General features: G+C 71.8%; 23 protein-coding genes. 16 read left to right on the top strand and 7 right to left on the bottom strand.

Annotation, left to right across the window (positions count from 1 at the left end; translation table 11 throughout):
* Positions 1-26 precede the first annotated feature (26 nt).
* Genes KIK06_RS01255 through KIK06_RS01235 form a run of 5 tightly spaced genes read left to right on the top strand, consistent with a single transcriptional unit; the run spans position 27 to position 8107 of the window.
* Positions 27-2729, top strand: coding sequence for a hypothetical protein (locus tag KIK06_RS01255; RefSeq protein WP_268641558.1), 2703 nt, complete (start codon positions 27-29; stop codon positions 2727-2729).
* A complete protein-coding gene (locus KIK06_RS01250) occupies positions 2726-3910 on the top strand; it encodes a TRAFAC clade GTPase domain-containing protein (RefSeq protein ID WP_268641557.1) in 1185 nt (394 codons plus the stop codon). Before KIK06_RS01255 ends, KIK06_RS01250 begins: the two co-directional genes overlap by 4 nt.
* Before the next feature lie 32 nt (positions 3911-3942).
* Positions 3943-6375 carry a GTPase-associated protein 1-related protein gene (locus tag KIK06_RS01245; RefSeq protein ID WP_268641556.1) on the top strand — a complete coding sequence of 811 codons (2433 nt, stop codon included), beginning with the start codon at positions 3943-3945 and terminating at the stop codon, positions 6373-6375.
* 50 nt (positions 6376-6425) lie between these two features.
* Positions 6426-7955 (top strand): TRAFAC clade GTPase domain-containing protein, encoded by a 1530-nt coding sequence (locus tag KIK06_RS01240; RefSeq protein ID WP_268641555.1) that lies wholly within the window; start codon positions 6426-6428, stop codon positions 7953-7955.
* A complete protein-coding gene (locus KIK06_RS01235; protein WP_161630100.1) occupies positions 7952-8107 on the top strand; it encodes a hypothetical protein in 156 nt (51 codons plus the stop codon). The genes KIK06_RS01240 and KIK06_RS01235 overlap by 4 nt, the downstream gene beginning before the upstream one ends.
* On the opposite strand, the gene KIK06_RS01230 is transcribed toward KIK06_RS01235, so the two are convergent.
* The 3 genes from KIK06_RS01230 to KIK06_RS01220 form a co-directional block, all read right to left on the bottom strand.
* Positions 8044-8793, bottom strand: a complete 750-nt coding sequence (locus tag KIK06_RS01230) for a hypothetical protein (RefSeq protein ID WP_017599681.1) — start codon at positions 8791-8793, stop codon at positions 8044-8046. The genes KIK06_RS01235 and KIK06_RS01230 overlap by 64 nt on opposite strands.
* A gap of 156 nt (positions 8794-8949) precedes the next feature.
* Positions 8950-9327, bottom strand: a complete 378-nt coding sequence (locus KIK06_RS01225) for a YkvA family protein (RefSeq protein WP_017599682.1) — start codon at positions 9325-9327, stop codon at positions 8950-8952.
* Positions 9328-9442: 115 nt separating this feature from the next.
* Positions 9443-10945: an MFS transporter gene (locus KIK06_RS01220; RefSeq protein ID WP_268641553.1), complete on the bottom strand. Its 1503-nt coding sequence runs from the start codon at positions 10943-10945 to the stop codon at positions 9443-9445.
* An 87-nt stretch (positions 10946-11032) separates the two neighbouring features.
* Here KIK06_RS01220 and KIK06_RS01215 point away from each other — a divergent pair, with 87 nt between their 5' ends.
* The 9 genes from KIK06_RS01215 (at position 11033) to KIK06_RS01175 (ending at position 19313) form a co-directional block, all read left to right on the top strand.
* Positions 11033-11428, top strand: coding sequence for a MarR family winged helix-turn-helix transcriptional regulator (locus tag KIK06_RS01215; protein WP_268641552.1), 396 nt, complete (start codon positions 11033-11035; stop codon positions 11426-11428).
* Positions 11429-11915: 487 nt separating this feature from the next.
* Entirely contained in the window at positions 11916-12920 is a 1005-nt protein-coding gene (locus KIK06_RS01210) for a hypothetical protein (protein ID WP_268641551.1), read from the top strand.
* A 58-nt stretch (positions 12921-12978) separates the two neighbouring features.
* A complete protein-coding gene (cpaB, locus tag KIK06_RS01205; protein WP_268641550.1) occupies positions 12979-13746 on the top strand; it encodes a Flp pilus assembly protein CpaB in 768 nt (255 codons plus the stop codon).
* Between the two features lie 3 nt (positions 13747-13749).
* The gene (locus KIK06_RS01200) at positions 13750-15159 is read left to right on the top strand and encodes an AAA family ATPase (RefSeq protein ID WP_026127796.1); all 1410 of its coding nucleotides are present in this window, start codon (positions 13750-13752) and stop codon (positions 15157-15159) included.
* A 103-nt stretch (positions 15160-15262) separates the two neighbouring features.
* Positions 15263-15619 (top strand): pilus assembly protein, encoded by a 357-nt coding sequence (locus tag KIK06_RS01195; RefSeq protein ID WP_268641549.1) that lies wholly within the window; start codon positions 15263-15265, stop codon positions 15617-15619.
* On the top strand, positions 15616-16011 hold the full coding sequence (locus tag KIK06_RS01190; RefSeq protein ID WP_017599689.1) for a TadE/TadG family type IV pilus assembly protein: 396 nt from the start codon (positions 15616-15618) through the stop codon (positions 16009-16011). Before KIK06_RS01195 ends, KIK06_RS01190 begins: the two co-directional genes overlap by 4 nt.
* A 60-nt stretch (positions 16012-16071) precedes the next feature.
* Positions 16072-17397, top strand: coding sequence for a CpaF family protein (locus KIK06_RS01185; protein ID WP_268641547.1), 1326 nt, complete (start codon positions 16072-16074; stop codon positions 17395-17397).
* Positions 17398-17455: 58 nt separating this feature from the next.
* Positions 17456-18388, top strand: coding sequence for a type II secretion system F family protein (locus KIK06_RS01180; RefSeq protein ID WP_268641546.1), 933 nt, complete (start codon positions 17456-17458; stop codon positions 18386-18388).
* Positions 18389-18401: 13 nt separating this feature from the next.
* Positions 18402-19313: a type II secretion system F family protein gene (locus KIK06_RS01175; protein ID WP_026127797.1), complete on the top strand. Its 912-nt coding sequence runs from the start codon at positions 18402-18404 to the stop codon at positions 19311-19313.
* Between the two features lie 94 nt (positions 19314-19407).
* Here the strand turns inward: KIK06_RS01175 and KIK06_RS01170 are convergent, their stop codons facing one another.
* Positions 19408-20325: a nitroreductase/quinone reductase family protein gene (locus KIK06_RS01170; protein WP_017599693.1), complete on the bottom strand. Its 918-nt coding sequence runs from the start codon at positions 20323-20325 to the stop codon at positions 19408-19410.
* Positions 20326-20882: 557 nt separating this feature from the next.
* Positions 20883-22361: a sodium/glutamate symporter gene (locus tag KIK06_RS01165; protein WP_268641545.1), complete on the bottom strand. Its 1479-nt coding sequence runs from the start codon at positions 22359-22361 to the stop codon at positions 20883-20885.
* Between the two features lie 451 nt (positions 22362-22812).
* Between KIK06_RS01165 and KIK06_RS01160 the strand changes: the two genes are divergently transcribed.
* On the top strand, positions 22813-23547 hold the full coding sequence (locus tag KIK06_RS01160; protein ID WP_268641544.1) for a toxin-antitoxin system YwqK family antitoxin: 735 nt from the start codon (positions 22813-22815) through the stop codon (positions 23545-23547).
* Here the strand turns inward: KIK06_RS01160 and KIK06_RS01155 are convergent.
* Entirely contained in the window at positions 23532-24200 is a 669-nt protein-coding gene (locus KIK06_RS01155) for a hypothetical protein (RefSeq protein ID WP_268641543.1), read from the bottom strand. The genes KIK06_RS01160 and KIK06_RS01155 overlap by 16 nt on opposite strands.
* A gap of 349 nt (positions 24201-24549) precedes the next feature.
* Positions 24550-24900, bottom strand: coding sequence for an ArsR/SmtB family transcription factor (locus KIK06_RS01150; RefSeq protein WP_017599697.1), 351 nt, complete (start codon positions 24898-24900; stop codon positions 24550-24552).
* Between the two features lie 190 nt (positions 24901-25090).
* On the opposite strand from KIK06_RS01150, the gene KIK06_RS01145 reads away from it, so the two are divergent.
* Positions 25091-26104, top strand: a complete 1014-nt coding sequence (locus KIK06_RS01145) for an LLM class flavin-dependent oxidoreductase (protein WP_268641542.1) — start codon at positions 25091-25093, stop codon at positions 26102-26104.
* Positions 26105-26154: the final 50 nt, after the last annotated feature.

Genomic DNA, 26154 nt, shown 5'->3' with positions numbered 1-26154 from the left:
CGAGACGAGAGGAGCGGCGGTAGGCGATGCCCTGGGACGGACAGGCCCGCAGACGGTACGAGGAAGAGGTCCTGGCCGCCGCGCGCGTGAACGGCGTCCCCGACGACCTGTTCACGCGCTACGGCATCGACGCCCGCCTCGAACAGAGGCTGCGCGCCTCCCCCGAGGAGTTCACCGACCACGTCACCGGGATGTGCGCCTACTGGCGGGGCCTCCAGGGCAAGCGCCGGGCCCTGCGCAGGGTCCTGGTCGACCTCGTGGCCGCGCACGGCCGGCTGGACCGTGAGGGCGCCCTCACCCACGCCCACTTCCAGCGGGTCCGCCGTGAGGCCGTGGAGCGCGCCCGGCGGGAGTGGGCCGACATCGCCGGGAGCCTGACCACCGCGGTCCTGGACCGCGACACCCTCAGGTCGATGACCGGATCCGTGGGCATCACCGAAACGGAGGCCGAACGGACCCTGACCGACCGGGGTGTGCGGGTGGTCGACCACCTGCCCGAGCTACCCGCCGCACCGCCCATCCGCACCTTTCGCACCCTGCGCGACAACCTGCGCACCCGGGGCGTGGCCTTCTCCCCGATGGTGGTGTTCGGCGAGGAGCGCCTCGCACGGGGGTTCACCGTCCTGGACGGATTCCGCCTCAAGGGTGACGACGGCCGGGACCCCGGTGGGGAGAGCACCCTCAGCGACGCCGCGTTGACCGCCGCCGCCCGCCGCGTGCAGGTGGAAGCTCTGACCGACGGCAAGTCGGCGGCTGAGAACGTGCTCAGCATCCTGCGCGCGGGCGGTGATTCCTCCGTGCGTGACGCCCTCGTGCTGTGGGAGGTCGTCAGCGACCTGCGCGACCGCCCCGCCGCGCTCACCGAGACCGGCATGGTCAGGCACTGGGTGCGCCGGGGGTTGGACGAACACGAGGCCCTGCTGCTGGCCGCCGCCGTCCGCCGCAGCGACACCGGAGCCGATCCCGCGGCCCACGCCGAGCAGGACGTGCGTGCGCTGCTCGCCGACCACCAGTTGCGCCAGGCCCAGGCCGCCGCCGTGGACCTGCCCGGGGACCACGAGTTCCACGCCCGGCTGCGCGAGCGCGCGGACAGGGTCGAGGAACTCACCGCCGAGGCGGAGCGCCACCTGCGCTCGGACGAACGGGAGGAGGCCGCACGCGCCCTGGCCGCCGCCGTGGATATCGCGGCCGACGACGACGTGCTCGCCGCGCGGCTGGGCGAGGTGGAGCCGCTGCCGCCGCGCGGGGCCGCCGCCCGCGTGGACGGCCACCACGTGGTGGTGTCATGGCAGCCCAGCCCGAGTCTGGCGGGGTCGGTCACGTACCGGGTCGCCCGGCGGACGGGCCGTGGCGGGAGTGCCCGCGAGGTCGTGGTCGGCGAGGTGTCGGGCACCGGGCTGACCGACGACGGCATCCCGGTGGGCAGCGAGGCCCGGTACACGGTGGTCGCCGTACGCGGGGGACGCGGCGTCTCGACAGCCGTGTCGACTCCGGCGGTGATGATCACGCCCGAGGTCGCGAACCTGCGGGTGCACGCGGGTGAGCGGGTGGTGACGGCCTCGTGGCGGCCGCCCGCCGAGGCGGTGCGCGTGGAAGTGCTCAGGGCGGAGGGGGCGCCGCCGCGGGGACTGGGTGACGGAGTCCTCGTGGAGACGGAAGGCGACGGGTTCCGCGACGGATCGGTCCGCGCCGACGTGGAGTACTACTACCGGGTGCGCGCGGTCTACCTGACGTCGAACGGGCAGGCGCGGGGGTCGACCGGGCTGGTCCGCCGGGCGTGTCCCGGGCCGCGGCCCGTCCCGGTGGGCGACCTGGAGGTGGCCCCCGGGGAGGGGACGGGCTTCGTCGCGTCGTGGACACCGCCGCCCCGGGGCCGGGTGGTGCTGCGGGTGGGCCCCCGGCGACCCGCGTGGCCCCCGGGCCAGGAGGTCGGCGCCGACCAGCTGGCGGGGTTCGGGCACGAGGTCCTCGCCGAACCGGAGACCGGGTCCGACGGCCGCGCGCGCCTGCCGGTGGTCCTGGGGGCGGGAGCGCACCACGTCCTGCCCGTGACGGTGGTCGGCGACCACACGGCGGTGGGTGAGCACGTGCGGATCACGGCCGCTCCCCCGGTCCGGGACCTGCGGGCCGAGCGGTTCGACACGTCCGTCCGGGTGGGTTGGACGTGGCCGGGCGAGGCCACCACGGCGGTGGTGACGTGGCGACCCGACACGCCGCGGGTGGACGACGACGCGCGGGGCCGCGCGGAGACCGCGGGAGAGCTGCGGCTGAGCCGCCGCCAGTACGCCTCCGAGGGCGGGTTCGAGGCCCGGGTGGGGCCGGGCGCGGTCCGGGTGTCGGTGCGCATCGTGGTCCCCTCGGGCACGGGGGAGTCCGTGAGCGCCCCGGTGACCGTCGCCGTCCCGGGCCGGGCGGTGCTCGACTACCACGTGGCGTCGGCCGGTCTGTTGGGCCGGGACCGTGTGGTCAGTGTGACCGCCGAGCACGCGTGTGACATGCCGGAGATCGCCGTGGTCCACGCGCCGGGTCCCGTCCAGCCGCACTCGGCGGAGCAGGGAAGCGTTCTGGCCACCCTGCCGTCCGGCCGGTTGGCGGCCGGCGAGTCCGTCTCGGTGCGGGTTCGACCGCCCAAGACGTCCGGGCCCGCCTGGCTGATGTGTTTCCCCCTCGGCGCCGACGTCCGGAGCGTGCGTCTGCGTCAACCCTCAGTGAAGGAGCTCCGCCTGTGATCTCGTTCGAGGGGCGCCGACTGGTCTGCCCGTACTGCTACTCCGGCTTTGGTGAGCGGGAGATCCGGTTCCGCTGCACCGGGCGGCCCGGCCCGGGGGGCACGCGTTGCGAGGAGGCGGAGGACGCCGCGATCCGGACGCACCTGGGGCGGCGCGAGCGGCTGCCGCCGGTGTTCGAGTCCGACGGGCGCCGGGCGCGGGCGGTGTGCCCCACGTGCTCGGCGGCCACCGGCAAACAGGTGTGCCCCACCTGCCACACCCAGCTCCCGGTGAACTTCGGTCGGATCCGGGGCCGCCTGATCGCCCTGGTCGGCGCGCGTGACACGGGCAAGACCGTGTTCATGACCGTTCTGATCCACGAGCTGATGAACCGGGTCGGCGCCCGCTTCGACGCGGCGGTCGGCGGTTCCGACGACCACACCCGGCACCGGTTCCGCTCCGACTACGAGACTCCGCTCTACGACGACGCCCGGCTGCTCGGCGCTACCCGCCGCACCGGTGTCACCCGCGAACCCCTGGTGTTCCGGTTCACCACCCGGAGGAGGGGGCTGGCGGGCACCCGCCCCCAGCACACCCACCTGTCGTTCTTCGACACCGCGGGCGAGGACCTCAACACCGAGGAGAGCGTGGAGACCAACCTGCGCTACCTCAACAGCGCCGACGGGATCATCCTCCTGCTCGACCCGCTCCAGATGGAGGGCGCCCGGCGGCTGGCCGCGTCCGGGACCCGCATGCCCACCGGGAGCGGCACGGAACACCGGCCGGTGCACATGCTCGAACGCGTCACCGACCTGCTCCTACGCAGGCAGGGCTCGCCCAACAGGCTGATCCGGGTGCCGATCGCGGTGTGCCTGACCAAGATCGACGCCCTGCGCGACCAGGTGGACGACGGGTCCCCGTTGCACCGACCCGAACCCGCGGGACCGTTCTTCGACGAGTCCGACAGCCAGGACGTGCACGCCCAGATCCAGCAACTGCTCCACCTGTGGGACGGCGGCGGCGTCGACGGGCACGTGCGCAACCACTACCGCAACGCCCGCTACTTCGGGATCTCGGCACTGGGCGGGAGCCCGGACGGTGAGAACCGCGTGCGGGGCGGGGTACGCCCCTACCGGGTGGCCGATCCGTTTCTGTGGATGCTCAGCGAGTTCGGGGTGATCCCCTCGCGTGACCGTGCCTGAGGGGCAGCCGACGGAAGGGAAGGGGACGCGCGATGGGTGTCGCCCAGCTGTACTACACCTCGTGTGAACACGGCCTGGCGGGCTACGCGGGATACCAGTTCAACGCCGCCACCCCGGGTGTGGACGCCCACGTCCTGCGGGAGGTGGAGCGCTTCACCGTCTACGAGCCGCCCCGGTCGGCCTCCCCCGACCGGGTGGACGAGCATCCGGTCAACCTCTGCTACGCACCGGACGTGGGTGGGAGGGCCGTCCTGAGCCGGGTGGTCTCCAGCGGCGCCGACCCCTCCGGACGTCCCGGCAACTACTTCGCGCACAGCCTGGTGGCCACGGCCGCGGTGGACGATGACCCGCTGCCCGCCGAGCTGTGGGGGGCCGGCTTCTGGACCGCGACGCCCGTCACCGACCCGGACCTGCCCGTCCTGGACCTCCCCCCGGGCCCGCTCGACCGCGAACGCTCCGACGCCTGGGCCCGGCGTTGGCCGTCGGCCCTGGTGGCGCGACTGCTCGCCGCCGCCGACGCGGCGATCGACGGCGGTCCTCCCCTGGTCCTGGTCGCCGACAGCGCGTCGGTCGCGCACTGGGTGGCCGCCCTGACCCACCTGCTGCCCCCCGCACGGGCGCGCGATCTGTCGTTCGCGACCTACGCCGCTGATCCGCACGACACGTTCGTGCACGTCATAGGGGTGCCAATGGACTCGGACACCGCGTCGCTGCGCGGGCGGTTCACCGTGTGCGACCCCTCCGCCGACCCGCCCGACGACCTACCCGAGCCCGCCCCGGAGACTGCGGCGTTGGCCGACCGGCTGGCGGATCTGGGCCCCAGGAAGGCGCTCGGGCTGTGGCGGGCGGCCGAGGTCCACTCGTCGGGGCGGGAGGCCTCCCTGGCGCAGTGGCGTCCGGTGGTCGCGGCGGCCGCGGTCCTGGACGGCGACGGGTCCCCCGAGGTCGATCTGCCCGCGGTGCGCGCGTGGCTGTCACGGGCGGTCGGCTGGTTGCCGCCGGAGGTCGCCGCCGCGCTGGTCACGCGGGTGTTGGACGCCGGGGGCGAGCGGCTGGACGGTACCGCGCTGGCGGACCTCCAGCACGTGGCGCACCGGGTGGGCGCGGAGGAGGTCACCGACCGCCTCGAACGCGTGATGCTCCGCCGCTCGTTGGACGGCATCGCCGCCGGCCGGTCCGCCCCGCCGATGGCGCCGATGCGCTCGGAGTCGGTGCGTTCGGCGGCGGGCGACCACGTCGACGCACTCCTGGACGGCGTCCGGGGTGAGGTCTCGCCCGACCGTGCTCTGGAACTGCTGCGGTGGGCGCGGTCAGGCGGCCTGTCGCCTTCGGCCGCGGGACTGGAGGGGTACGGGGGCCGGGTGATCGCTCCCCGGATCGCCGAGACCACGCCGGGCGGCGAGCCCGAGACTGCGGTGCGGTCCCTGGTGGAGAGCTACGACGACCTGCGTCGCGGGGCGGCGGCGCGGTTGGCGGCCCTGCCCCGCGCGCGGGTGGCCGAACTGGCTTCCGGTCCGGTGGGCGCGTTGTTCGCGCACGACCGCGACGCGGCGAGCACCCTGCTGCGGGAACTGCGGCGGCTGGGCGCCGACCGTGGAGCGGACCCCGCGCGGCTGCTGGCCGACGTGGTGGAGTTGAGGCGGGAGGGGCGTGCCGCGGGAGCCCCGGGGATCGCCTCCTCCGACCTGGACGCCGAACTCCTGACCCGCGTCTGGGGTACCGGCCACGGCCCGAAGGAGGCGCTGCTCACGCTGCGGGCCGTGCGGTCCCCGGCCGAGGTCGGCTCGGACGTGGACGAGTGGGTGACCGAGGCGCTGGTCGCCGTCCCCGACGCCGATCAGGCCGGGGCGTGGCGGGAGCTGGTCGGGGCGCTGGACGGCCACTGGCTGCGCGACGGACTGCCGCCGGTCGCGGAACGCGTGATCACCGAGTGGTCCTCTTCGCGAGCCGCCCTCGACGCACTGCGCGGGGTCCCGGAGGTCCGTGCGGCGGCGGAGCTGACCGCCGTGTACGGGGGCGCCGGGGGAGCCCACCCGGTGGTGCGGGAGATGGCGCACCGCGCGGTGGCGGACACGCTGGCGCGGTGGCGACGGTCGACCGCTCTGGCGACGGCCCTGCGCGACTGCCCGGACGCGGTGTTCGAGGGGTTCCTCTCCAGGGTGTTCCCGAGTCTGAAGGGCCGGAGCCCAGACGCGGACCGGGCCGCGTTCGTGTTCGCCGTCGCGCGAAGCGAGCGGCTCCGTCAGTACCGTCCCGACCGGGCCGAGGACCTCATGAATCGGGTCCTGTCCCCGACCGTGGGCTCATGGGGGCGCCGCCACACCGCCGCGATCCGCCAGCGGCTCAGCGAATCCGCCGCGGAGGACTTCGACGTCTGGCACCGTGGCCAGCGAGAACAGCGGAGCGGACGCTCCGGGGGGCTCCTGGGCAGACTCGGCCTGCGGGGAGGCGGTCGACGGCCATGAACCGCCCCTCCCCCACATCCCCCTCCCCTTCCCCGTCCTGGCGGTCGCGCGTGCCGACACGGTGGTTCCGGTCCCGCCGGGACGACGGTGACGGCGAGATCGCGACGGGCTGCGGTGGCCTGATCGCGGCCGTCATCGTCATCGCGGTCGTCGCGTACTTCTGGCGGATCATCGTCGCGGCGCTGGTCAGCGCGATCATCGTCATGGGCGCCTGCGCGCTGGTCGTCGGACTGGTCGTCGTGGTCTGGCTGTACTTCACCGAGGTCTTCCGCGTCATGTTCACGGCCGAGCCGGAGGAGCCCGAGCCGGGGCCCGGGCAGGACCCCGCCCACCTCGCCTACCACGGCGGACCCGCCTGGTACGACCTGCGGGAGATCGTCGGGAACCTGTGGGGGACCGCGGCCGCGTGGTCGCTCCTGCTCGTACCGCACCTGCTGCCGCACGCCGTCGTGGTCGCGGCACACGTGGCCCTGACGTGGGTGGCGGTCGGGGTGCTCCGGGTGGTCGACACCGGTCTGCTGCTGGTGCGCGGCGTCCGGATGGTGTGCCCGCACTGCTACCACCGTCTGGGTTACCCGGCCTACCAGTGCGTGCACTGCGGCCGCAGACACGCCCGGATCCGCCCCGGCCGTCGCGGGGTGGTGCGGCGGACGTGCCTGTGCGGGACCCGGATGCCCACACTGCTCTTGTTGGGCTCGGCCGACCTGAACGCGACCTGCCCACACTGCGACCGTGCCCTGGAGCACCGGCCGGGGGAGGCACGGGAGTTCGTGCTCCCACTGTTCGGCGGAACGGGCGCGGGCAAGACCCGGCTCATGCACGGGCTGAACCTCACCCTGTCCCAGGCCACCGAGGAGACGCCGGACGCATACGTGGAATCGGTGGGCGAGGAGGCGCGGCACCGACTCCGTGACAGTGCGACGGTCCTCTCTCCCGCGGTGCGGACCAGCCCCACCCCTCCGGGCCGGGAGGTTCGGGGGATGACGGTGCGTGTGGGCGTGGACCGGCGAACCCTGATGGTGCAGCTGTTCGACGCGGCGGGTGAGCGGTTCAACCGGTCGGACACCGCCGAGGGGCTCACCTACCTCGGCAAGGCGTCGACGTTCGTGCTGGCGGTGGACCCGTTGGCGATCGAGTCGGTGTGGCGGTCGCTGTCGGCGGACGAGCGGGACCGGCTGGCCGGGGATCGCTCGCACACCCGGGATCCTGAGCTGGCCTACGAGCAGGTGCTGGAGGAGATCGAACGCCAGTACCGGATGGTGCGGCGCCGCACGCGCTCCGCACGCCTGGCGGTGGTGGTCACCCGGGGCGACCTGGTCGGGACGGCGTCCGTCGCGCCCGGGGAGGAGGGGGTCGACGTGTGGGCCCGCGACGCGCTGGGACTGGCCAACCTGCTGCGGTCGGCCAACGCGCACTTCGGGACGGTACGGGTGTTCCTGACCTCGTCGGTCACCGACACGAGCGGGCGGGCCGACGCCAGTCTGGGTGAGCTGCTGCGGTGGACGCTGGAGGAGGAGTCCGAGGTCTTCACCTCGCTGCTCGACCCGGCCGGGGCCCCGGCCGAGGGAGGTGTCCGATGACGCGCAGGGGGCTCGCGCACCGGCCCGCACGGCTGGCCATCGCGGTCACGGTGTACCTGGTGACCGGAGCGCTGACACTCCTCGCCCTCTACTGGACGGTGGTGGTCGCGCTGCGGTGGCTGTCCGGTGTGTGGGGGTGGGCGCTGGACTGAGCGGAGAGGACCGCGACGGTTCCGGCGTTCCCGGAGTCCTCCCCTGTCCGGTCTCGCGGGTGGCGGGCGGCGATGCCGATGGCGATGGCGGCCGGGAGGAGCGGGAGACGCGTGGTCCGCTGCCTGGGTGTGCGGTACCCCGGTCTGGTCTCCAGAGTGCTGGGCGTCTCGGGCCGGTGTTCGTCCATCGCCGCCCGGACCGCCTCGTGCGGATCCAACTCCGGGTGGGTGGCGCTACCGCTCAGAACGGTCAGCAGACGCTCGGCGGTGGGCCGGTCGGACTCGCGCGGGCTCAGCGCCGCGGCGACGGAACCGCGCAGGTCCTCGGGCACCGCGTCCAGGTTCACCGCGCCGTCGTCCAGGGCCCGGAGGAAACGTTCCTGGAAGCGTCGGATCGCCGTGTCAGGGTCGTCGCCCTCGTCGAGACCGAAGGGGAGGACCTCCTGGTCCTCGTCGAGAAGTTCCGCGCCCGTGGCCGCGGCGAGCACCACCAGACCCCAGGAGAACACGTCGGAGGCCGGGGCAGCCGGGTCGTCCGGGCCGATCTCCAGCGGCGGCTCCGGGTCGGCCCCGCTCAGCGGGCGCGCCCGCTCCTCGATCGCCGCGCGCCGCCGGACACGGAAACCGCCGAGCGCCTTCGGATCCTTCCGGCGCCGACAGGTTCGGTTGGTGGGACTTGGCGGCACTGGGGGATGGCTGCACGGACGTCCGATCTGTGGTGCCTTGTGGGGATTTCATCCCGTACACACCCGTGAGCAGCGATGACGCACCGCGCCATCGCCCCGCAAAACGAACGTGCCCGGGGGGAGGGCCCCACCCGGGCACGTTCGGTTCCGACCGGTTCAGTGGCTCGAGGCCGCCCGCGGGTTGGCGTGCTGGAAGGCCTGCTGGGCCTGGTCGTCGCGCTCCCAACGCACGAAGCGCTCACTCTCGCCGAGCAGCATCGTGGTCAGCCACACCGCGACGCCGACGTCGTCGGCGACGCCCAGGATCGGGACGATGAGTTCGGGGATGAAGTCGATCGGGGAGATGATGTAGAGGAACAGGGCGAGCATCCCCGCCAGCTTGACTCCGCTCAACTCCGGGTACCGGCCGCTCAGTCTGGCTCCGACCATCCTCGGGACGGCGCCCATCCGCTGCCACACGGAGATGCGGCCGTCGGTGTTCTGGATGACCTGCCAAGCGGCTGCGCCGGCCGCGGCGCGGTTCTCCTTACGCATCGCTCGCCTCCTCGGGGCAACGTGGCTTCTCACGATATGACGCGTATCCTGTCGGATTAGTTCCCGGCCGGCGCCGACCCGACCCCCGATACCAGCCGCCGTGCGGGGCGTCCCGTCACACCCCCGCCGGCTGGCGCTCCGCTTGGTCCTCCGCCTTCGCCGGCGACGAGGGGTCCCGCGGCCGGGACCGCCGCGCGAGCAGCGGGGACAGGGCGATCAGCACCCCGACCAGAGCCACGGAGGTGACGAAGATAAGGCCGGGCTGGAACTGCTCGAGCATCCCGGCGGCCCCTCCCCCGGCGCCCTCCCCGGTCGCGTGGTCCACCGCGATGACGGCGGTGGTGATGGCGAGGACGAGAGCGCCGCCCACCTGCGCGGAGGTCTGCACGAGCCCGGCGGCCAGTCCCTGTTCGTCGTCGGCCACACCGGAGGTGGCCTGCACGTTGATCGCGGGGAAGGCGAGCGCGAATCCGACACCGAGCAGCAGCGCGGTCGGCAGGAGCATCGGCAGGTAGGAGAACTCGGCCTCCACCCGCAGGAACAGCAGGTACCCGGCGGACAGGGCGATCAGCCCGCCCGCGATGAGCACGGGGGTGCCGAAGCGGTCGATGAGCCGATCGGCGAACGGCGCGCTGAAGGCGACGAGCAGGCCGGCGGGCAGCAGCGACAGCGCCATCTGCAACGGGCTCTGTTCCAGGGCCTGCTGGAGGAAGAGCGTGAGCAGGAACTGGAAGCTGATGAAGGATCCCATCAGCGCCACCGCCCCGACGTTGGCCCGCACGAGGGTGCCGCTGCGCAGGATGCCCAGGCGGACCAGGGGGAAGCGGACCCGGCGCTCAACCCAGACGAACAGGGACAGCAGCGCCGCGACCACGACGAACGACCCCAGGGTGACCGGGTGCCCCCATCCGGCCTCGGGGGCGGTGACCACGGTGTACACGAGCAGCAGCATGGTGGCGGTGAGGGTGGCCGCCCCGGCGAGGTCGTAGCCGCCCCTGGCGCCGGGCCGGTCTCTGGGGATCAGGAAGGCGCCGGCGACCAGGGCCAACAGCGCGAACGGGGCCGCGAAGAAGAAGGTCCAGCGCCAGCCGAGGGACATGAGCAGTCCGCCGAACAACAGGCCGGAGGAGAAACCGCTCGCGCCGAAGACGGTGTACACGGACAGGGCGCGGTTGCGCTGGCGGCCCTCGGCGAAGGTCGTGGTGAGGATCGACAGGCCGGTGGGAGCGGTGAAAGCGGCCGCGATGCCCTTGACGAAGCGAGTGGCGACGAGCAGGGCGCCGCTGTCCACCAGGCCGCCGATGACCGAGGCGAGAGCGAAGACGCCCAGGGCGATGAGGAACACCCTGCGGCGGCCCAGGAGGTCGGCCGTGCGACCGCCGAGCAGGAGGAACCCGCCGAAGCCGAGGACGTAGCCGCTGATCACCCACTGGAGGGTGGCGGTGGACAGTCCGAGTTCAGCGCCGATGGAGGGTAGCGCCACGGCGACCATCGACACGTCGAGGCCGTCGAGGAAGAGGGCGAGGGACAGGACGATCAGCAGCGCCCACAGGCGTGGCGACCACCGATCCGCGTCCCCTGTGCGCGGAGAGGCGCTGTGGGTCTGTGGAGAGGTCATGTGACGAGACATTACATGCGTACGCATCTAATGTCTAAGCATTAAATTCCCTTGCATGAGATGTCACCGCGTGTTAGGATCCCGACCATGCCCCTGACACCGGACGGCGATCTGTGCGAGCGGTGGCGGCAGTTGATGGCCCGCTACCACGACGTCTCGTGCGCTCTTGAGCGGGCGCTCAGCCAGCAGCACGAGCTGGGGGTCAGCGAGTTCGAGACGCTCGATCTCCTCGTCAAGTCCCCCCACGGCAAGCAGTTCGTCCACGAACTCCACGCGGGCATCCACCTGAGCCAGAGCGCGCTCTCCCGTACCGTCGCGCGGCTGGAGAAGCGCGGCCTGGTCACACGGGCGATGTGCACCAACGACCGCCGCGCGGTGAGCGTCACGCCCACCGAGGAGGGCCGCCGCCTCCACGCCGAGGCGGCCCCCACGCACGCGGCCGTTCTCGCCGACCACCTCGGCGAACTCCAACCTCAGGCATAACTCCGGCGACAAGCACCTGCGCCGCGGATCGAGGTTCGTCCACAGGCCGGGAGGAGTCCGTTGAGACGGCCGCGGGTGTGCGGCATCCTCGAAGGGAAAGACACCAGGACACCGCGTCCGCCCCTCAACCCGACACCACCCGTACGAGTGCGCACCGCGAACCGCTAGCGGACATGCACCCCTTTGTCTACGCTATGACCACATGCGGTCACCCCGCGTGTGAGTCACCTGTCAGCACACGCCTACCGCCGTCAGGGCACGATCTACCTCGGCCAGGACCGGAGCGCCCCACAGCGACCAGCTCCCGACCCACACCCACCCTCCGCCACCCGAGCCCTCCCGTGCTCCGTGCCCAACGGAGACGAACACGAGGTCTCCCCCGTCGACCCACACATTCGTTACGATGCGACCGAGTGGCACCTTCGGCGCGGGACGCCGCTCCCCGTCCCGGAGGACCCACATGCGCAGAACCGATGGAGCTTGCCCAGTGTCCAATGCCCTACCGCGATCGGCCACGACCATCGCCCTGTTGGCGGACATCCCGAGCACGGGGCACGTGGGCGAGACACGGGCGCACAGGTTCCCCCTGCGGGGCCAGGGGGTCGGTGAGCGCAGCGCGGCGTTCGTCGCGTTCGCCCGTGAGGAGGTCGCGGCCGGCCGCAAGGTCATCGCCCTCCACCCCGCCTGGCGGTCCGCCGACGCCGAACGGGCGGTCAACTTCGCCCGCGCGTCCCTGCGCACCGACCACGTCGCCGGAATCGCCGTCGACCTGTCGCCCCTGGCGCTGTCCCTGATCGCCGACCAGCTCGCCTACCTCGCCCCCTATCTCCCCCCGGGGATGGTCGCCGCGCTCTGCGACGAGCTCCCCAAGCACATCCTGGCGGGCGCCTGGCTGCGCACAGTCTCCGGTCTGTCCACCATCCCCACCTCCTTACGGCAACACGTGGGCTCCTTCGCCCCTTCGGTATCCTTCCTCGCCTACTGCGCACCCACCCCCCGGGTGGGTCGTCTGCGCCCCGCCGACGTCCCCGGCAGCCTTCCGTTCCGCCCGGTCCCCCCGGTCCAACTACTGAGCTCCACCCCCGACCCCGGCATCACCGGCGTCTTCGACGAGCACCTGCCGCAGGCCATCCAGCCCGTGGCCACCCGCTCCCTGCCCGCCCAACCGCTCGGTCCCGCGTACTGGGGCACGGGCAAGTACGTCGAGTTCGTCGCGCTGAGCGCCCACCCCCAGGCACTCGCCTACGCGGCCAGCTCCCTGCGCACCGCCGCCTGCTCCTGGTGCGGCGAACCCATGGCGGCCGAGCTTTGTCCCTTCTGCGCCGCCACCGCCACCCGCACCCCCGCCGCGCCTGCGACGCCCCCGGCCACCGCACGGACCTCCGCACCGACCCCGCACCACCCCCCGCCTCCTGGGGGCCGTCCCCCGGGGGAGCCCCGGCCCGAGGGCCGGGAGCCCCAACCCGACACCCCGCGCACCTACTCCCGATAGCGTTCTCCCCCGATCGCGCGGACCACCCACGACGACACAGGAAACGGAAAGCCCCCCTATGAACCCCCGTCAGCGACGAGGCGTCCTGCTCATGATCGTGGCGGCGATCGGTGCCGTCGCCGTGTTCGCCTCCGTGTTCACCTACCTCAGCTCCCAACAGGAGCGGCTGGGCGACACCGCGACCGTGCTGCGTCTGACGGAGGACGTGGACGCCTACCAGCCCATCGGGCCGGATTCCGTCGAACGTGTCCAGGTGCCCAGCCTGTACTTCGACCCGGAGGTCTTCATCAGCGACCTCTCCGAGATAGAGACGCCCTCGGACCAGCAGCTGGTCGCGGCCTCGTTCATGGAGGACGGTGTCTACCTCCAGCGCGGCATGGTCATGCCACAGCCCACTCTGACCTCCGGTGAGCGGGAGATCGCCATCATGGTCGACGCCGAGACGGGTGTTGCGGGCAAGGTCCGGCGGGGCTCGATCGTGGACATCTACGGCACCTTCCAGGCGCGCGACCATGGAGAGGCCTGCGCGGTACGGGTCATCACCGAGGTCGAGGTCCTCGACATCGGTGAGCTGCGCACCCAGGAGAACGCGACCGGCGGCGTCGCCGGAGTGGTCCCGGTGACCTTCCGCCTGGAACCCGAGGACGCCCTTCAGCTCGCCTACGCCGAGGACTTCTCCACCAAACTGCGACTGGCCCTGGTCAGCCCCGACGGCGGGGGATCACCGGGCGACGCCGAGTTCTGCAGTGGCGACTTCGCCGACATCGTCGGCACCCAGGAGGACGACACCACGACCGACCAGCGGCGCGCGCCGCGGGGGGAGTAGACGTTGAGTTTCCGAGTCCTGGCGGGCATGCCCAACTCCGAGGCGGAGATGGTGCTGGCCGCGCGCTTCGAGGAACTGGGCACCGCGGAACTGGTGGCCACCCGGCCGACCACGTCCGCCCTGATCGACGCGGCCGGGGAGTTCCCTGAGCTCGACGTGGTCCTCGTCCACCAGGACCTGGGGCCGGCGCCGGTGTTCGACGCCATACGGGACCTGTCCCACCGCCACCCCCAACTGGCGATCCTGCTGGTGTCCACGACGATGGACCCCGACACGTTCACCGGTGCCATGGAGGCGGGGGCCCGCGGCGTGCTCTCGGAGGACTCCGGCATCGCCGAACTCGAGGCCCGCGTGTCCAAGGCCGCCGAGTGGTCACGCACGCTGCGCCGCCACCTGGAGTCGGCCTCCCTGGACCTGCCCGCCTCGGGGGTGCGCGGCCGCATCGTCACGGTCAGCGGCGCCAAGGGCGGGGTGGGTACCACCACGTGCGCGGTACACCTGGCGATGACGGCCGCCGCCGCGGGGCGCGTGGTCTGCCTGGTCGACCTCGACCTCCAGACCGGAGACCTGCCCGCCTTCCTCAACCTGCGGCACCGGCGGTCCATCAGCGACCTGGTGGACGCCGGGGACGACATCAGCCCGGGCATGCTGTCGGAGACCCTGTACGTGGACCCGCGCGGACCGCACATCCTGCTCGCCCCCGAGCACGGGGAACGCGGCGAGGACGTCGACGCGCGCGCCACCCGCCGGATCCTGTCCGCGCTGCGCTCCCGGTACGAACTGGTGATCGTGGACTGCGGGTCCACCATGAACGAGGCCACCGCCATGGCCGTGGAGCTGGCCGACACCGCCACCGTCACCGTCACCCCGGACGTCCCGGCGATGCGGGGCGCACAGCGGTTGATGGCGATGTGGGAGCGGTTGCAGATCCGCACCCAGGACTCGGTGTTCTCCCTGGTCACCAGGCACAGCCGCAGGAACGAGGTACAGCCGGACTTCCTGCGCCAGCTGCTGGGCACGAAGGTCCTGCGCACACCCGTCCCGGCCAACTACCGCGCACTGGAACCCGGTGAGAACAACGGTGACCCGACCAAGGTCACCGATGAGTCGCTGCGCAAGGCGTTCGCGCGCCTGGCCGCGGAGCTGGACCTGCTCCACGCGCCCGAGCACGGAGCTGGCGGCGGGCAGGCCGGGGCGCCGGTTCCTCCCGGTGGAATGGGCGCGCCGCCCCTCTCCCCGGCCGTGCCCCGCGACGGCTCGCCGTCGACCCGCGATGTGTCCGGGTTCCTCAACGCCACGATGCCCGAGCCCGTACGCGCCTCGGCCGAAGGCCGCACGGGGCTGTCCGGCAACGGCCACCAGCCCGGGCCCGGGACGCCCGGCGCGGGGGGACCGGGTGGGTTCGGTGTCTGACGACCCGATCGCTCGCTCCCCCCGAGTCCGACGCCGCACGAACCCGGGCCCACGTCCTGGGCCGGGCACGCGCCCGCGCCGTGACGACCGGGGCGGCGTCATCGTGGAGTTCGCCGCGGCGGTGCCGTTCCTCATGCTGGCCCTCGCGCTGGTGTGGCAGGTCCTGCTGCTCGGTCTCACCTCCATGTACGCCTCACACGGTGCGGCCGAGGCCGCACGGCAGGCCGCGGTGACCCCGGACGACATCGAGCGCATCGACGAGGAGACACGCAAGCGGATCCGGCCGCCCTGGGACGGGGAGGACGTGCTGAGCGTGTCGGTCGTCGAACGCGACGGTGCCCGGTACGCCCAGGTCACGATGGCCATGCCAGTCTTCCTCCCGGGGGTGGGCGGTCCCTGGGACATCACCGCGGAGTCCCGGGTCGTGACCGAGGTCGAGCCCAGGGTGGTGACGCCGTGAAGCCCCCGTCCCCGCGACGAGCGCTGCTGGGCCGGGTACCCCGCCGCGACTCCGACCGAGGCGGCCCGCTCCTGGAGTTCGCCGCCATGTTCCCGATCCTGCTCATGGTCTGCGTCCTGGCGATCGAGGTGTTCTTGGCCTTCGTGGCGGTCGAACGGTTGGAGTCGGCGGCCCGTGCCGGGGCACGGGTCGCCGGCACCGAACAGCTCGACGGGGCGGAGACGGCGGCGCGCGAGGCTCTGCCGACATGGCTGGACGGCGCGACCGTCACCAGCGGCGTCAACGAAAGCGACGGGTACTACGTGGAGGTCTCGCATCCGATCCCGATCGTGTTCTCGTCCGTGGGGTTGGACCTGACGCTCAGCCGCCGCGTGGACATGCCGCATGTCTGACACGGGCCTGGTGCGCGGCCCTGCCGACGCAGCGGTACCGGAGGGAAGGAGAGGAACGCCGTGGGTCTGAAGGACCGGTTGGAGGAGGACCGCGCCAACGAGGGGCGCGGCGACCGCGGGAGCGTGACGCACTGGCGGCGGCGCCTTCTCGAGGAGATCAACCTGGAGGACCTCACCCGCCTGACCCTGGCGCAAAGGCGCGTGCGGTTGGAGAAGGTCGTCGGGCACATCCTGTCCCGTGAGGGGCCGGTGCTCTCCGACCGCGAACGCTCCCTGCTGATCCGTCGGGTGGTCGACGAGGCGCTCGGGCTGGGTGTGCTCGAACCCCTCCTGGCCGACGAGACCGTCACCGAGATCATGGTCAACGGCCCCGACAACGTGTTCATCGAGCGCGCGGGGCGCATGCAGCGAGTCGACGCCACGTTCAACGGCGAGGAGCAGCTGTACCAGACCATCGACCGGATCGTCTCCCTGGTCAACCGCAGGGTGGACGAGTCCTCACCCATGGTGGACGCCCGTCTGCCCACGGGTGAGCGGGTCAACGTCATCATCCCCCCGCTGTCGCTGTCCGGCCCCATTCTGACCATCCGGCGCTTCCCCAAGCCGTACCCGATCGACGAACTGGTGCGGATGGGGAGCCTGGACCCGGCCACGGGGATCCTGCTGTCGGCGATGGTCCGGGCGCGGTTCAACATCGTGGTGTCGGGGGGTACCGGCACCGGCAAGACGACCTTCCTCAACGCGATGTCGGCGTTCGTACCCACCAGCGAGCGCATCGTCACCATCGAGGACTCGGCCGAACTCCAGCTCATGCAGGACCACGTCGTGCGCTTGGAGTCGCGGCCGGCCAACATCGAGGGCAAGGGTGAGATCGCCATCCGCGACCTGGTCCGCAACGCGCTGCGGATGCGGCCGGACCGGATCATCGTGGGCGAGGTACGCGGGGCCGAGACCATCGACATGCTCCAGGCGATGAACACCGGCCACGACGGGTCGCTGGTCACCGTGCACGCCAACTCCGCCGACGACGCGATCCACCGACTCCAGACCCTGGCGACCCTGGGTGAGGGCCTGGTCCCCTACGACGCGATCCGCGACCAGATCAACAACGCCGTGGACGCCATCGTGCACCTGGGCCGCTGGCCCGACGGGTCGCGCCGTGTCAACGAGGTGTCCGTGGTCTCCTCCCGCCGCCGGGAGGAGTTCCGGCTGGAACCGGTGATGACCTTCGAGGCACTGCCGATGGGCCCCAACCGGGCCGTCGAGGGCGGGTTCCGGCACCGGCCGCTCCCCCGCCACGTCGCCGGGCGCATCTACCAGGTGGGCGAGAGCGTCCCGGCCGCGTTCGGTGTGGTGCCCGACGAACGCCCTGGAGGCGACCGGTGAGCCGCCCCTCCACGCCCGATCGGGCGCACATGTCCCATCGATCCCGAAGGGAGCCCCGGTGACCTGGCAGTTCGTGGCCACTCTCGGTGGTCTGGCCGTGGTGCTCGCACTGGTCCTGTGGGCGCTGTGGGAGTTCGTGGCCAGCGCCGAGACGCGGCGGCTGATCGCCGCGCGCAGCGCCCTGACCCAGGCCGAGTACGAGGCGTCGACCCTGTCGGCGCGGTTGGACGCGGCGATGCACCGCACCCAGTGGGGAGCGCGGCTGCACCGGAGGATCACGCGGTCGGGCGCACAGGTCAGGCTGTCGACCTTCGTGGGCGCGCTCGTGGGCGGTTCCCTGCTCGCCGTGATCGTCGTCTGGCAGGTCCTGGCTCCGGTCCTCGGCCTCCTCGCGGCGGGCGGGGTGGCGTTCCTGTTCTTCTCCTACCTGAACCGGGCCGAGGCCAAGCGGCGTGAGGAGTTCACCGCTCAGTTGCCGGACCTGGCACGGGTGTTGGGTAACGCGACCTCGGCGGGGCTGGCGCTGCCGACCGCGGTGTCGATGGCCGCGGAGGAACTGGACGGTCCCGCGGGCGAGGAACTGGGCCGGATGGCCGAGTCCATGAAGGTGGGCGCGAGCTTCGAGGAGGCGGTCGCGGAGCTGCGCGAGCGGATGCCCTCCCGTGAACTCGGAGTGCTGTTGTCGACGCTGGTCGTGGCGTCCCGCTCCGGCGGTTCTCTGGTCACGGCGCTGCGCAACATCTCCACGACGTTGGAGAACCGCAAGGAGACCCGGCGCGAGGTGCAGACCATCCTGAGCGAGACGACGAGCACCGTGTGGGCCCTGGGATTCATGTCGGTCGGCGCCCTGTTCATGATCAACGCCATCGAGCCCGGGATCATGCGGACGATGACGACGTCCGCCGCGGGGATCGGGGTGCTGCTGGTGGTGGCCGCGCTCTACGTCATCGGGTTCCTGTTGGTGGCCCGGATCACCAAGTTCGACCTGTAGAGGGGCTTCTCCGATGAGTGTCGTGTACTCCCTGGTGCCGTTCGCGGCGGCGCTGGCCGCGGCGCTGGTGGTGCTGACCGCCTGTTACGGCGGGTATCTCACCCTGTCCCAGACCCGGGTCCGGGTGGACGATCCCACGGCGTTCGCCCCGCGCACCCGGTCGGACCGGACCTTCGTCCTCCACCGGATCACCGAGGCGATCGGGCGGCCGTTCTCGCGGTCGCTGCTGTCCTCGCTGAGTGAGCGGATGCGCGCGTCGATCACGGAGCGGATCGAGGCCGCGGGCCGCCCCGAGGGGCTCACCCTCGAACGGTACACGCGGCGCAAGATCGGCGAGGTGGCGCTGTACGGCGGTGTCGGTGTCCTGTTGCTGCTGTCGGGCAATCCCCTGATGGCGCTGATCGTGCTGGCGTTCGCCGGTCTGACCGATCTCAACCTCTACGTTCAGGGGCAGGAACGCTCGGACCGGGTGCAGTCCCAGCTGCCGGACTTCCTGGACGTGCTCGCGGTGACGGTGAGCGCGGGCATGTCCTTCCGGGGCGCGGTGGCCCGGGTGGCCGAGTCCATGCCGGGTGTCCTGGCCGACGAGTTCTCCCTGGTCCTCCAGCAGATGGAGCTGGGAACCCCGCGCCGGGAGGCGTTCGAGACGCTGCGGAGGCGCAACCGCAACGAGTCGCTGAGCAAGTTCGTGACCGCGATCCAGCAGGCCGAGGAGCTGGGTGCGCCGTTGAGCGACACCCTGGTGGACATCAGCCAGGACATGCGCCGAGCCGACGCCCAGTACATGCGTCGCAAGGCCCAGCGGATGAACCCGAGGGTGACGTTGGTGACCGCGGTGACGCTGCTGCCGGGGTTGCTGATCCTCGTGGTGGGCTCCATGTTCCTGGGGACCGAGGTCAACATCGGCGCCATCCTGGGCGGCTGACCGCGGTCCGCGCGGCACCGGCGCGGACCGCGGAGCCCGTGGGACCCGTGGGTCGCGGACTGACCCGGTCTCCGGGCTCGTCGGGCCGTGGCCGCTACGCGGGAGCGACCGGCGGGAACGGGATCGCCGCCAGCGTCGGGAACAGTTCGGCCTCCTCGTAGTCCAGGTGGGCTTCCATCTCCTCGGTCATCCGGGCGAGGTCGGCTCGGAACCGCTCCGGATCGGCCGTGGACAGGTCGGCGAGCAGACCCTCCAGTTCACCGCGCAGGCGGTTGACCGTGCGGTGCTCGGCCTTCAACCGCTCCACCACGTCCGCGAGGTCGGGGTTGCGCTCCGTCATGTGGGGGAACATGAACTCCTCGCCGTCGTGGTGGAAGCTCAGGGATTCGCAGAAGGCCAGGCAGTGCTGGCGCAGCTGGAGGCTGAGCCCCAGCGGTGTCGGCCTCCCGGTACCGGTGCCCCGGTCGGCCAGGTACGCCTCGGCCTCGGACCGGACGTGGCTGAGCTGTGAGCGCAACCAGGTGTGCACCTCGACGAGTTTGTCGGCGAGGTTGGTGACCTCGCCCCAGACGTAGTGGCGCTCCAGCGATACGACCGGGATCATCCGGTCAGTCCCCTTCTGGTAGTCGCCGTAGCCCGGAATCCGCTCGACGATCTCGGTGAACAGTCGGTCCCGTTCCTCACCCTCCATGGGGACGGCGACGGCACCGAACTCCTCCGTTCCCAGCTCCACACGCACCATCGGGTGGGCGATCAGGTTGTGGTACCAGGCGGGGTCGCGGTCGGATCCGCCCGCCGAGGCGACGACGAGCAGGCGGTCACCGACGCGCGCGTACCCCAGCGGGGCGGTGTGCTCACGGCCGGAGCGCGCGCCGACCGTGGTGAGGAGCAACAGGTCGCCGCCCTCGAACATGCCGCCGACGCGGCCGCCGTTCGCGCGGAACTCCTCCACGACGAGGACGTTGACGTCGCTGACGTGGGGTTCGGGCCGGGCATGGGGGTTCTGTGACATGCGTTTCTCCTTCGACGATGGTGGTGTGGCGACCATCCCCGAGGACGCCCTCGGCGGCCCGGGCGCACGGGTGGCGGGGCAGGGCCGTCCACGGCCGAAGAGCCCTGCGGCGGTGCCGCCTGGCGGGTCCGGGTGGACGTGACAGGGATCCGGGCATGCCGGTGACCGGGAGGGGACGAGGAGGTCGCGGGGTCGGGTCAACGTCGCCGACGTGGCCTGGGGCGCACGCCGCCGGGACGGACCTCAGACGCGGTGCGCGTGGTGTGTTCTACTCACTGCTGGCTCCCCACAGGTCAAAGGTGCCTCCATACCGCCCGGCCGGCCCACTTCTCTTGGCCGGGGGCACGCGACACGTCGGGCAGCCTACAAGACGGATCCGGGTGGGGCCAGCACACCTGGAAGGCGACTCCTCAGCCGCTCTCCCCGGGCCGTCGGGGTGCTGCCCGGCGCCGCCACACCACCGCGACCACGCTCGGACGGGCCATGCCCCCAGCCAGTGACCACGACGGGTGCGGCACCGCGGAGGCGCCGCACCCGAGGTGTCGGAGGGGTGTGGGTCAGGAGGCCGGTTCGGCGGCCCGTTCCTGGTCCTGGGCCGCCTTCCGGTATCGCCGCCGTAGGACGACGAGGCCGGTGTAGAGGCTGGCGAGCATGATCACGGCCATGAAGACCAGCATGCCCACCGGGCCCACCTGGGGGCTGACGATGAGCGGGATCGCCGCCGCGGTGATCAGCCCGCCACCGAAGAACGGCTCGAAGATCAGCTGCTTGTAGCCGAAGGCCGGGTAGGCGGGGGTGCGCATCTCCGGGTCGACGACACGCATGAGCACCAGGCCGGTCGCGGTGACGCCCAGGGACTGGCCGAACTCGCCGATGCCCCGCTCGAACCAGTGGCTGGGCATCATCCGGGGCGCCAGGACCAGGAACGCGAACAGGCACCACAGCAGACCGGCCAACGTGAGCGTGGCGAACGCGGCGAAGTTCTCCGCGATGGCGCTCAGGGACAGCGTGGCCATGGCGGCGATGATGAGCATGTCGAGGGACAGTCCCTGGATGCGCTCGACCGTTTTGTGGTCGACGACCTCGTCGCGGTCGAACCGGTCGATGAGGAGCTGGAGCAGGATGCCGCCGATCATCGCCATCGGGAACAGCGGAACGTAGGCCATGATCTCGATGTGATCCGCCCACAGCGCCTGCTCCAGTGCCTGGAGTCCCATGAGCAGCAGTTGACCGATGAGCACGGCGAGGGCGACGAGGCCGAAGTGCAGGGTGAGGGGGTCCATGGAGGAGGGGTGAATCGTCATCGTCGACCCCGCCGAACGCTTGTCCCGTTCGACCAGCCCGGCCTGCTCGTTGTCGGTCCCCTTGGCGTCGGAGCTGATCACGGTGGTCTTACCGCGCCGGGCTCCCCAATTGATGAGGATGATCCCGACGATGATCCCGGACAGGAGCCCGACCGTGGCCATGCCCAGGGCGAGGTCCTGTCCCTCGGCCCAGCCGACCTCCGCGAAGGTTCCGCCGAGGCCCGCGGCGGTACCGTGCCCACCGAGGAAACCGATCTCGATGAGCGCGCCGGAGATCGCGGGCACGTCCAGGAACGGTACGAGGACCAGCAGCGCGAGCGTGAGGCCGATGACGTACTGGCCGCTGGCGACGGTGACGCCGAAGGCGAGGTTGGGTCCGGCGAGCCTGGCGGCGTCACGCAGGCGGGGCATCCGCTTACCCAGGAAGAGCCCGGCGAAGACCACGGAGATCAGCAGCCCGGGCAGGGATGACCACACCGCCATCACGTCGGTGCCGAACAGCCCGCCCTCGGCGGCGCGCTCGGCGAAACCGACCGCCACGCCCTGGTCGGCGAGCAGCCCCATGAGCCGCCCGAAGACGTCCGGTCCGAGAAGCAGAGCGATCCCGCCGCCGATGATCGCCCCAGGGAGATAGAGCCTCTGCGTCAGCTTCCACTTGACCCGGACGAGCTTCGAGACCAGCAGCAACACCCCCAGCAGGAGGAGCGCGAGGCCAATGGTGTCAGGGGACATCTCTACCTCTCATGATTACGCGTACCGCGGGGCGCGGGTGTTCGATGCGACTGCGCGGGACGGGCCGCGGCCCAGAGCCTCGCGGGGAGGCGACGATCGCGTGGCGAAGTGACATGGTCACGGCGAACGCCCGGGGCAGCCTATACGCCGTGACGTCATGGTCAGCACAGAGTGAACAGATCGTCGAACTTAGGAACCGGGTACCGAAGTCGTGTCACCACGTGGCTCCGCTCGTGGGGAGGGTGCGCCGAAGGCCGCGGGCCAGACACGCGCTGTGTCCGGTCTCACGCGGTGGAGCGGGGTCGGTTCGGGGAACGGCCCCACGGTCCGCACCGGTCTCCCGATAATACGAAGGGCGATCAGTGTGCGACGGCCGCGCGGGGTGGCCCGCCAACGCGCGGGAACGGCGGATCCCGTCGCCCCGGGCCCACCCGTCGCGAGAGGAGCGCCCATGAGGAGAGTCACCTCGGACGAGACCCGTGTGGACGCGTACGGCACCGTGACCCACGAAGGCGCGCCCTTCACCGGTGTGTCGGTCAGCAGGACCATGGACGGTCGTCTGGAGGAGTCGGTGGCCTACCTTGACGGCGTCGAGCACGGCCCGTGGTTGGAGTGGTATCCGGACGGCACCCCGCGCGCCCAGGGCCAGTGCGACCGCCACCTGGGAGTGGTCGGCCTGTGGCGGGAGTGGCACCCCAACGGGCGGATCTCCCTGGAGGAGGTCTGGACCCACGTCGGCCACCTGACCACGAGTCGCGCGTGGGACGAACGCGGCGCCCTCGTGCGGGACTCCTTCGCCACCGAACCCGCCAGCGGGGTGGTGAGGGTGCCGTCGGACGCGCTGGAGGAAGGCCGGGAAAGGCTGCTCTTCGAAGGCGCCCCCTTCACCGGTGAGGCGTTCACGACCAACGCGCCGGGGCTGGTCGTCGCGTTGGACTGTTACGTCGACGGGACCGTGGAGGGCGCTCGGTTCACCTGGCACCCGAACGGCCTGATCCGCTCCGAGGAACACGTGCGCGGAGGGGTTCGGGTCGGAACGTGGCGGCGGTGGAGCGCCGACGGACGGCCCACGGCGGTGGACGGGTTCGACGACACGGGTGCCCTCGTGCGACGGGAGCGGTGGGAGGAGGGCGAAGGCTCCCAGACGACGGACGCCCGGGAGCGCGGGTGTCAGGTCCAGCAGTAGGCGAAGGGCGTCGCGAACACGCCCTGGAAGCTGACGTGCATGAGTCCGCGCACGCGCAGCCCCCGGTAGAGGCGGAAGGTGTGGTTCGAGGTCTGCCCCGCGGAGATGGCCCGCAGTGAGGAGGTCGGTTCGACGCTGAGGTCGGAGTACTGGACCTGGAACTTGGCGGTGATCCGGGAGCCGCTGGACTTCTGGTACTCGACCAGGGCGCTCCGGCAGGCGACCGTGATGATCCTGAGCACGCCGTGGGTCAGGTAGAGGCGCTCGACGTCCGCCGTCGAGAGGTCGGATCCTTCGTAGGTCTCCTCGAGGTAGGCGTCGACGCTCTCGACGTCGCCGCCCTCGCCCACCTCCAGGACCTCGCTGTCGTTGGTGACGAGGATCTCGACCTCCCGCACGGACACGTCCGGAGAGGACAGGTCCACGCCGTCGAGGGCGTCGGCGGACTCGTCCGCGGCGGGGGCCGCCAGTGGCGGGGTCACTGTGGGACGGATGTCCGGGGCGGTGGCCGTCGGCGCTGCGGAGTCCGGTGTGGCGACCGGTGCGGTGGCGGGTGTCCGTGCCTCAGCGGGGGCGACGGCCAGCAGCGAAGCCGCGACGGCCACTGCGACCAGCGTGGCCAACCGGGGCGCGAGGGTTCTGGCGAGGCTCACGTTCACGTCCTTCGGGGGGTGGAAGATGTTCACGTGTCACGTGGGCGGCGGCGGAGACGGACGGAACCGGTGGAGCGACGGCGCTCCCGTCTCACAACCGCCCAAATCCCCGTGAAACTACCACGAGAGACGAATCGGTTACGGATCAAGCTCGGTCCTGGCCGGTGTCGGCCACACACACCGCGCGAACGTGACGAGCGGACAGAGCCCGACACGAAGAACCCGCGCCCCGAAATCGTTGTCCTGGCGAACCCGCGCCCCATGCGGGACCGGAACCCGCTCGACACCCCCGGCTACGCTCAACAACCGCACCCCTGCCAGGAACCCGGACCCGTCGGGGCCACCGGGGTCACAGACCGCACTCGGCCCCGTCTGCGTCGGCGGCACCGGCATCGCGACAGGCCAGGACGCACTCCAACAGCCCCGGGAAGCGGTCCTCCAGCTCCTCGCCCCGCAGCGAGACGAAGCACCGCGTGCCCTCGGTACGGTTCTGCACGAGACCGGCGTTGCGCAGGATCTTCAGGTGATGGCTCAGCGTCGACCGGGCGATCGGCAGGTCGATGTCCCTCCACGCCCGCTCGCCCTCCATGGCCGCGAGCATCCGCACGATCCGCAGACGTGTCGGCTCCGCGAGCGCCGAGAGAACCGCGACCAACTCCACGTCCTCGACTGCGGGGTGCGTGTGCTCCCTGGGGGACAAGGCACACCTCCTCGTACGGGCCCGGCGCAGGCCGGACGGGATTTGGAACGTGGTCAGTGATGAGTGTAGCTTCGATATTCGATATTCGTCGAACATCGAATGTGCACGCCCACCCGACCCGGACCACATGCTTCCGCCGGGGGGGCGCCCACCGCCGGAACCGTTCGTTTGCTGGGGGAAGAGGGCCACCATGTCCAGAGTCGCGCTGTCCGTGCTCGACCACGCCACGATCATCGAGGGCTCCGACCCCGGGGACTCCCTCCGCTCCGCCCGGGAGCTCGCGCAAAACTTGGAGAGCTGGGGCTACACGCGCTTCTGGCTCTCCGAGCACCACAACATGCGCGCCATCGCCAGCGCGGCCACCTCGGTCGCGCTGGGATTCATCGCCGAGGGCACGTCCACGATCCGGGTCGGCGCGGGCGGGGTCATGCTGCCCAACCACTCCCCGTTGGTGATCGCCGAGCAGTTCGGGACGCTGGAGTCCCTCTACCCCGGACGGATCGACCTCGGCCTGGGCCGGGCACCCGGCACCGACCCCCGCACGATGCGCGCCCTACGGCGCGACCGGAGCGCCTCCTCAACCTTCCCCAGCGACGTGCAGGAGCTGCGTTCCTACTTCGAACCGGCCGAACCGGGCCAGCCCGTCCGCGCGGTCCCGGGCGAGGGACTGCGGGTGCCGCTGTGGATCCTGGGCTCCAGCCTCTTCGGCGCCCAGCTCGCCGCTCAACTCGGCCTCCCCTACGCGTTCGCATCGCACTTCGCGCCGGAAGCCCTGTACGAGGCGCTCAAGGCCTACCGGACGGAGTTCCGCCCGTCCGAGCAGGCGAGCGAACCGTACGCGATGGCGGGGGTGAACGTGGTCGTCGCCGACACCGACGCCGAAGCCAGGCGGCTGTTCACGTCGATGCAGCAGCAGTTCCTCGGCATCGTGCGGGGCGACCGCGGTCTGCTGCGGCCCCCGGTGGAGAGCCTGGACACCCTCTGGCGACCGGGCGAGAAGGAGCGCGTGGACGCGACGCTGCGGTACTCGTTCGTGGGGTCGCCGGAGACGGTGCGCGCGGGGTTGGAGCGGTTCATCGCCGACACCGGGGTGGACGAGTTGATGGTGTCGACGATGATCTACGACCGGAAGGCGCGGCTACGGTCCTACGAGGCGCTGGCGGACATCTTCGATCTGGAGGGGCCGGGCGTGGAACTGACCTGAGCGGTGCGAGGGCACGCGGCCGGTGAGGGCTCGATCGGCGTGGCCCGCGG

Origin of the sequence: Nocardiopsis sp. EMB25 (genome assembly GCF_026797795.1) — a bacterium.
Classification (GTDB): Bacteria; Actinomycetota; Actinomycetes; order Streptosporangiales; family Streptosporangiaceae; genus Nocardiopsis; species Nocardiopsis lucentensis.
This window is presented reverse-complemented; position numbering and strand designations above follow the sequence as displayed.

Coding starts and splice junctions, on each gene's coding strand:
- KIK06_RS01255 (WP_268641558.1), top strand. CDS start 27: ATGCCCTGGGACGGACAGGCCCGCAGACGGTACGAGGAAGAGGTCCTG.
- KIK06_RS01245 (WP_268641556.1), top strand. CDS start 3,943: ATGGGTGTCGCCCAGCTGTACTACACCTCGTGTGAACACGGCCTGGCG.
- KIK06_RS01235 (WP_161630100.1), top strand. CDS start 7,952: ATGACGCGCAGGGGGCTCGCGCACCGGCCCGCACGGCTGGCCATCGCG.
- KIK06_RS01225 (WP_017599682.1), bottom strand. CDS start 9,327: ATGCGTAAGGAGAACCGCGCCGCGGCCGGCGCAGCCGCTTGGCAGGTC.
- KIK06_RS01220 (WP_268641553.1), bottom strand. CDS start 10,945: ATGACCTCTCCACAGACCCACAGCGCCTCTCCGCGCACAGGGGACGCG.
- KIK06_RS01215 (WP_268641552.1), top strand. CDS start 11,033: ATGCCCCTGACACCGGACGGCGATCTGTGCGAGCGGTGGCGGCAGTTG.
- cpaB (WP_268641550.1), top strand. CDS start 12,979: ATGAACCCCCGTCAGCGACGAGGCGTCCTGCTCATGATCGTGGCGGCG.
- KIK06_RS01175 (WP_026127797.1), top strand. CDS start 18,402: ATGAGTGTCGTGTACTCCCTGGTGCCGTTCGCGGCGGCGCTGGCCGCG.
- KIK06_RS01170 (WP_017599693.1), bottom strand. CDS start 20,325: ATGTCACAGAACCCCCATGCCCGGCCCGAACCCCACGTCAGCGACGTC.
- KIK06_RS01165 (WP_268641545.1), bottom strand. CDS start 22,361: ATGTCCCCTGACACCATTGGCCTCGCGCTCCTCCTGCTGGGGGTGTTG.
- KIK06_RS01160 (WP_268641544.1), top strand. CDS start 22,813: ATGAGGAGAGTCACCTCGGACGAGACCCGTGTGGACGCGTACGGCACC.
- KIK06_RS01145 (WP_268641542.1), top strand. CDS start 25,091: ATGTCCAGAGTCGCGCTGTCCGTGCTCGACCACGCCACGATCATCGAG.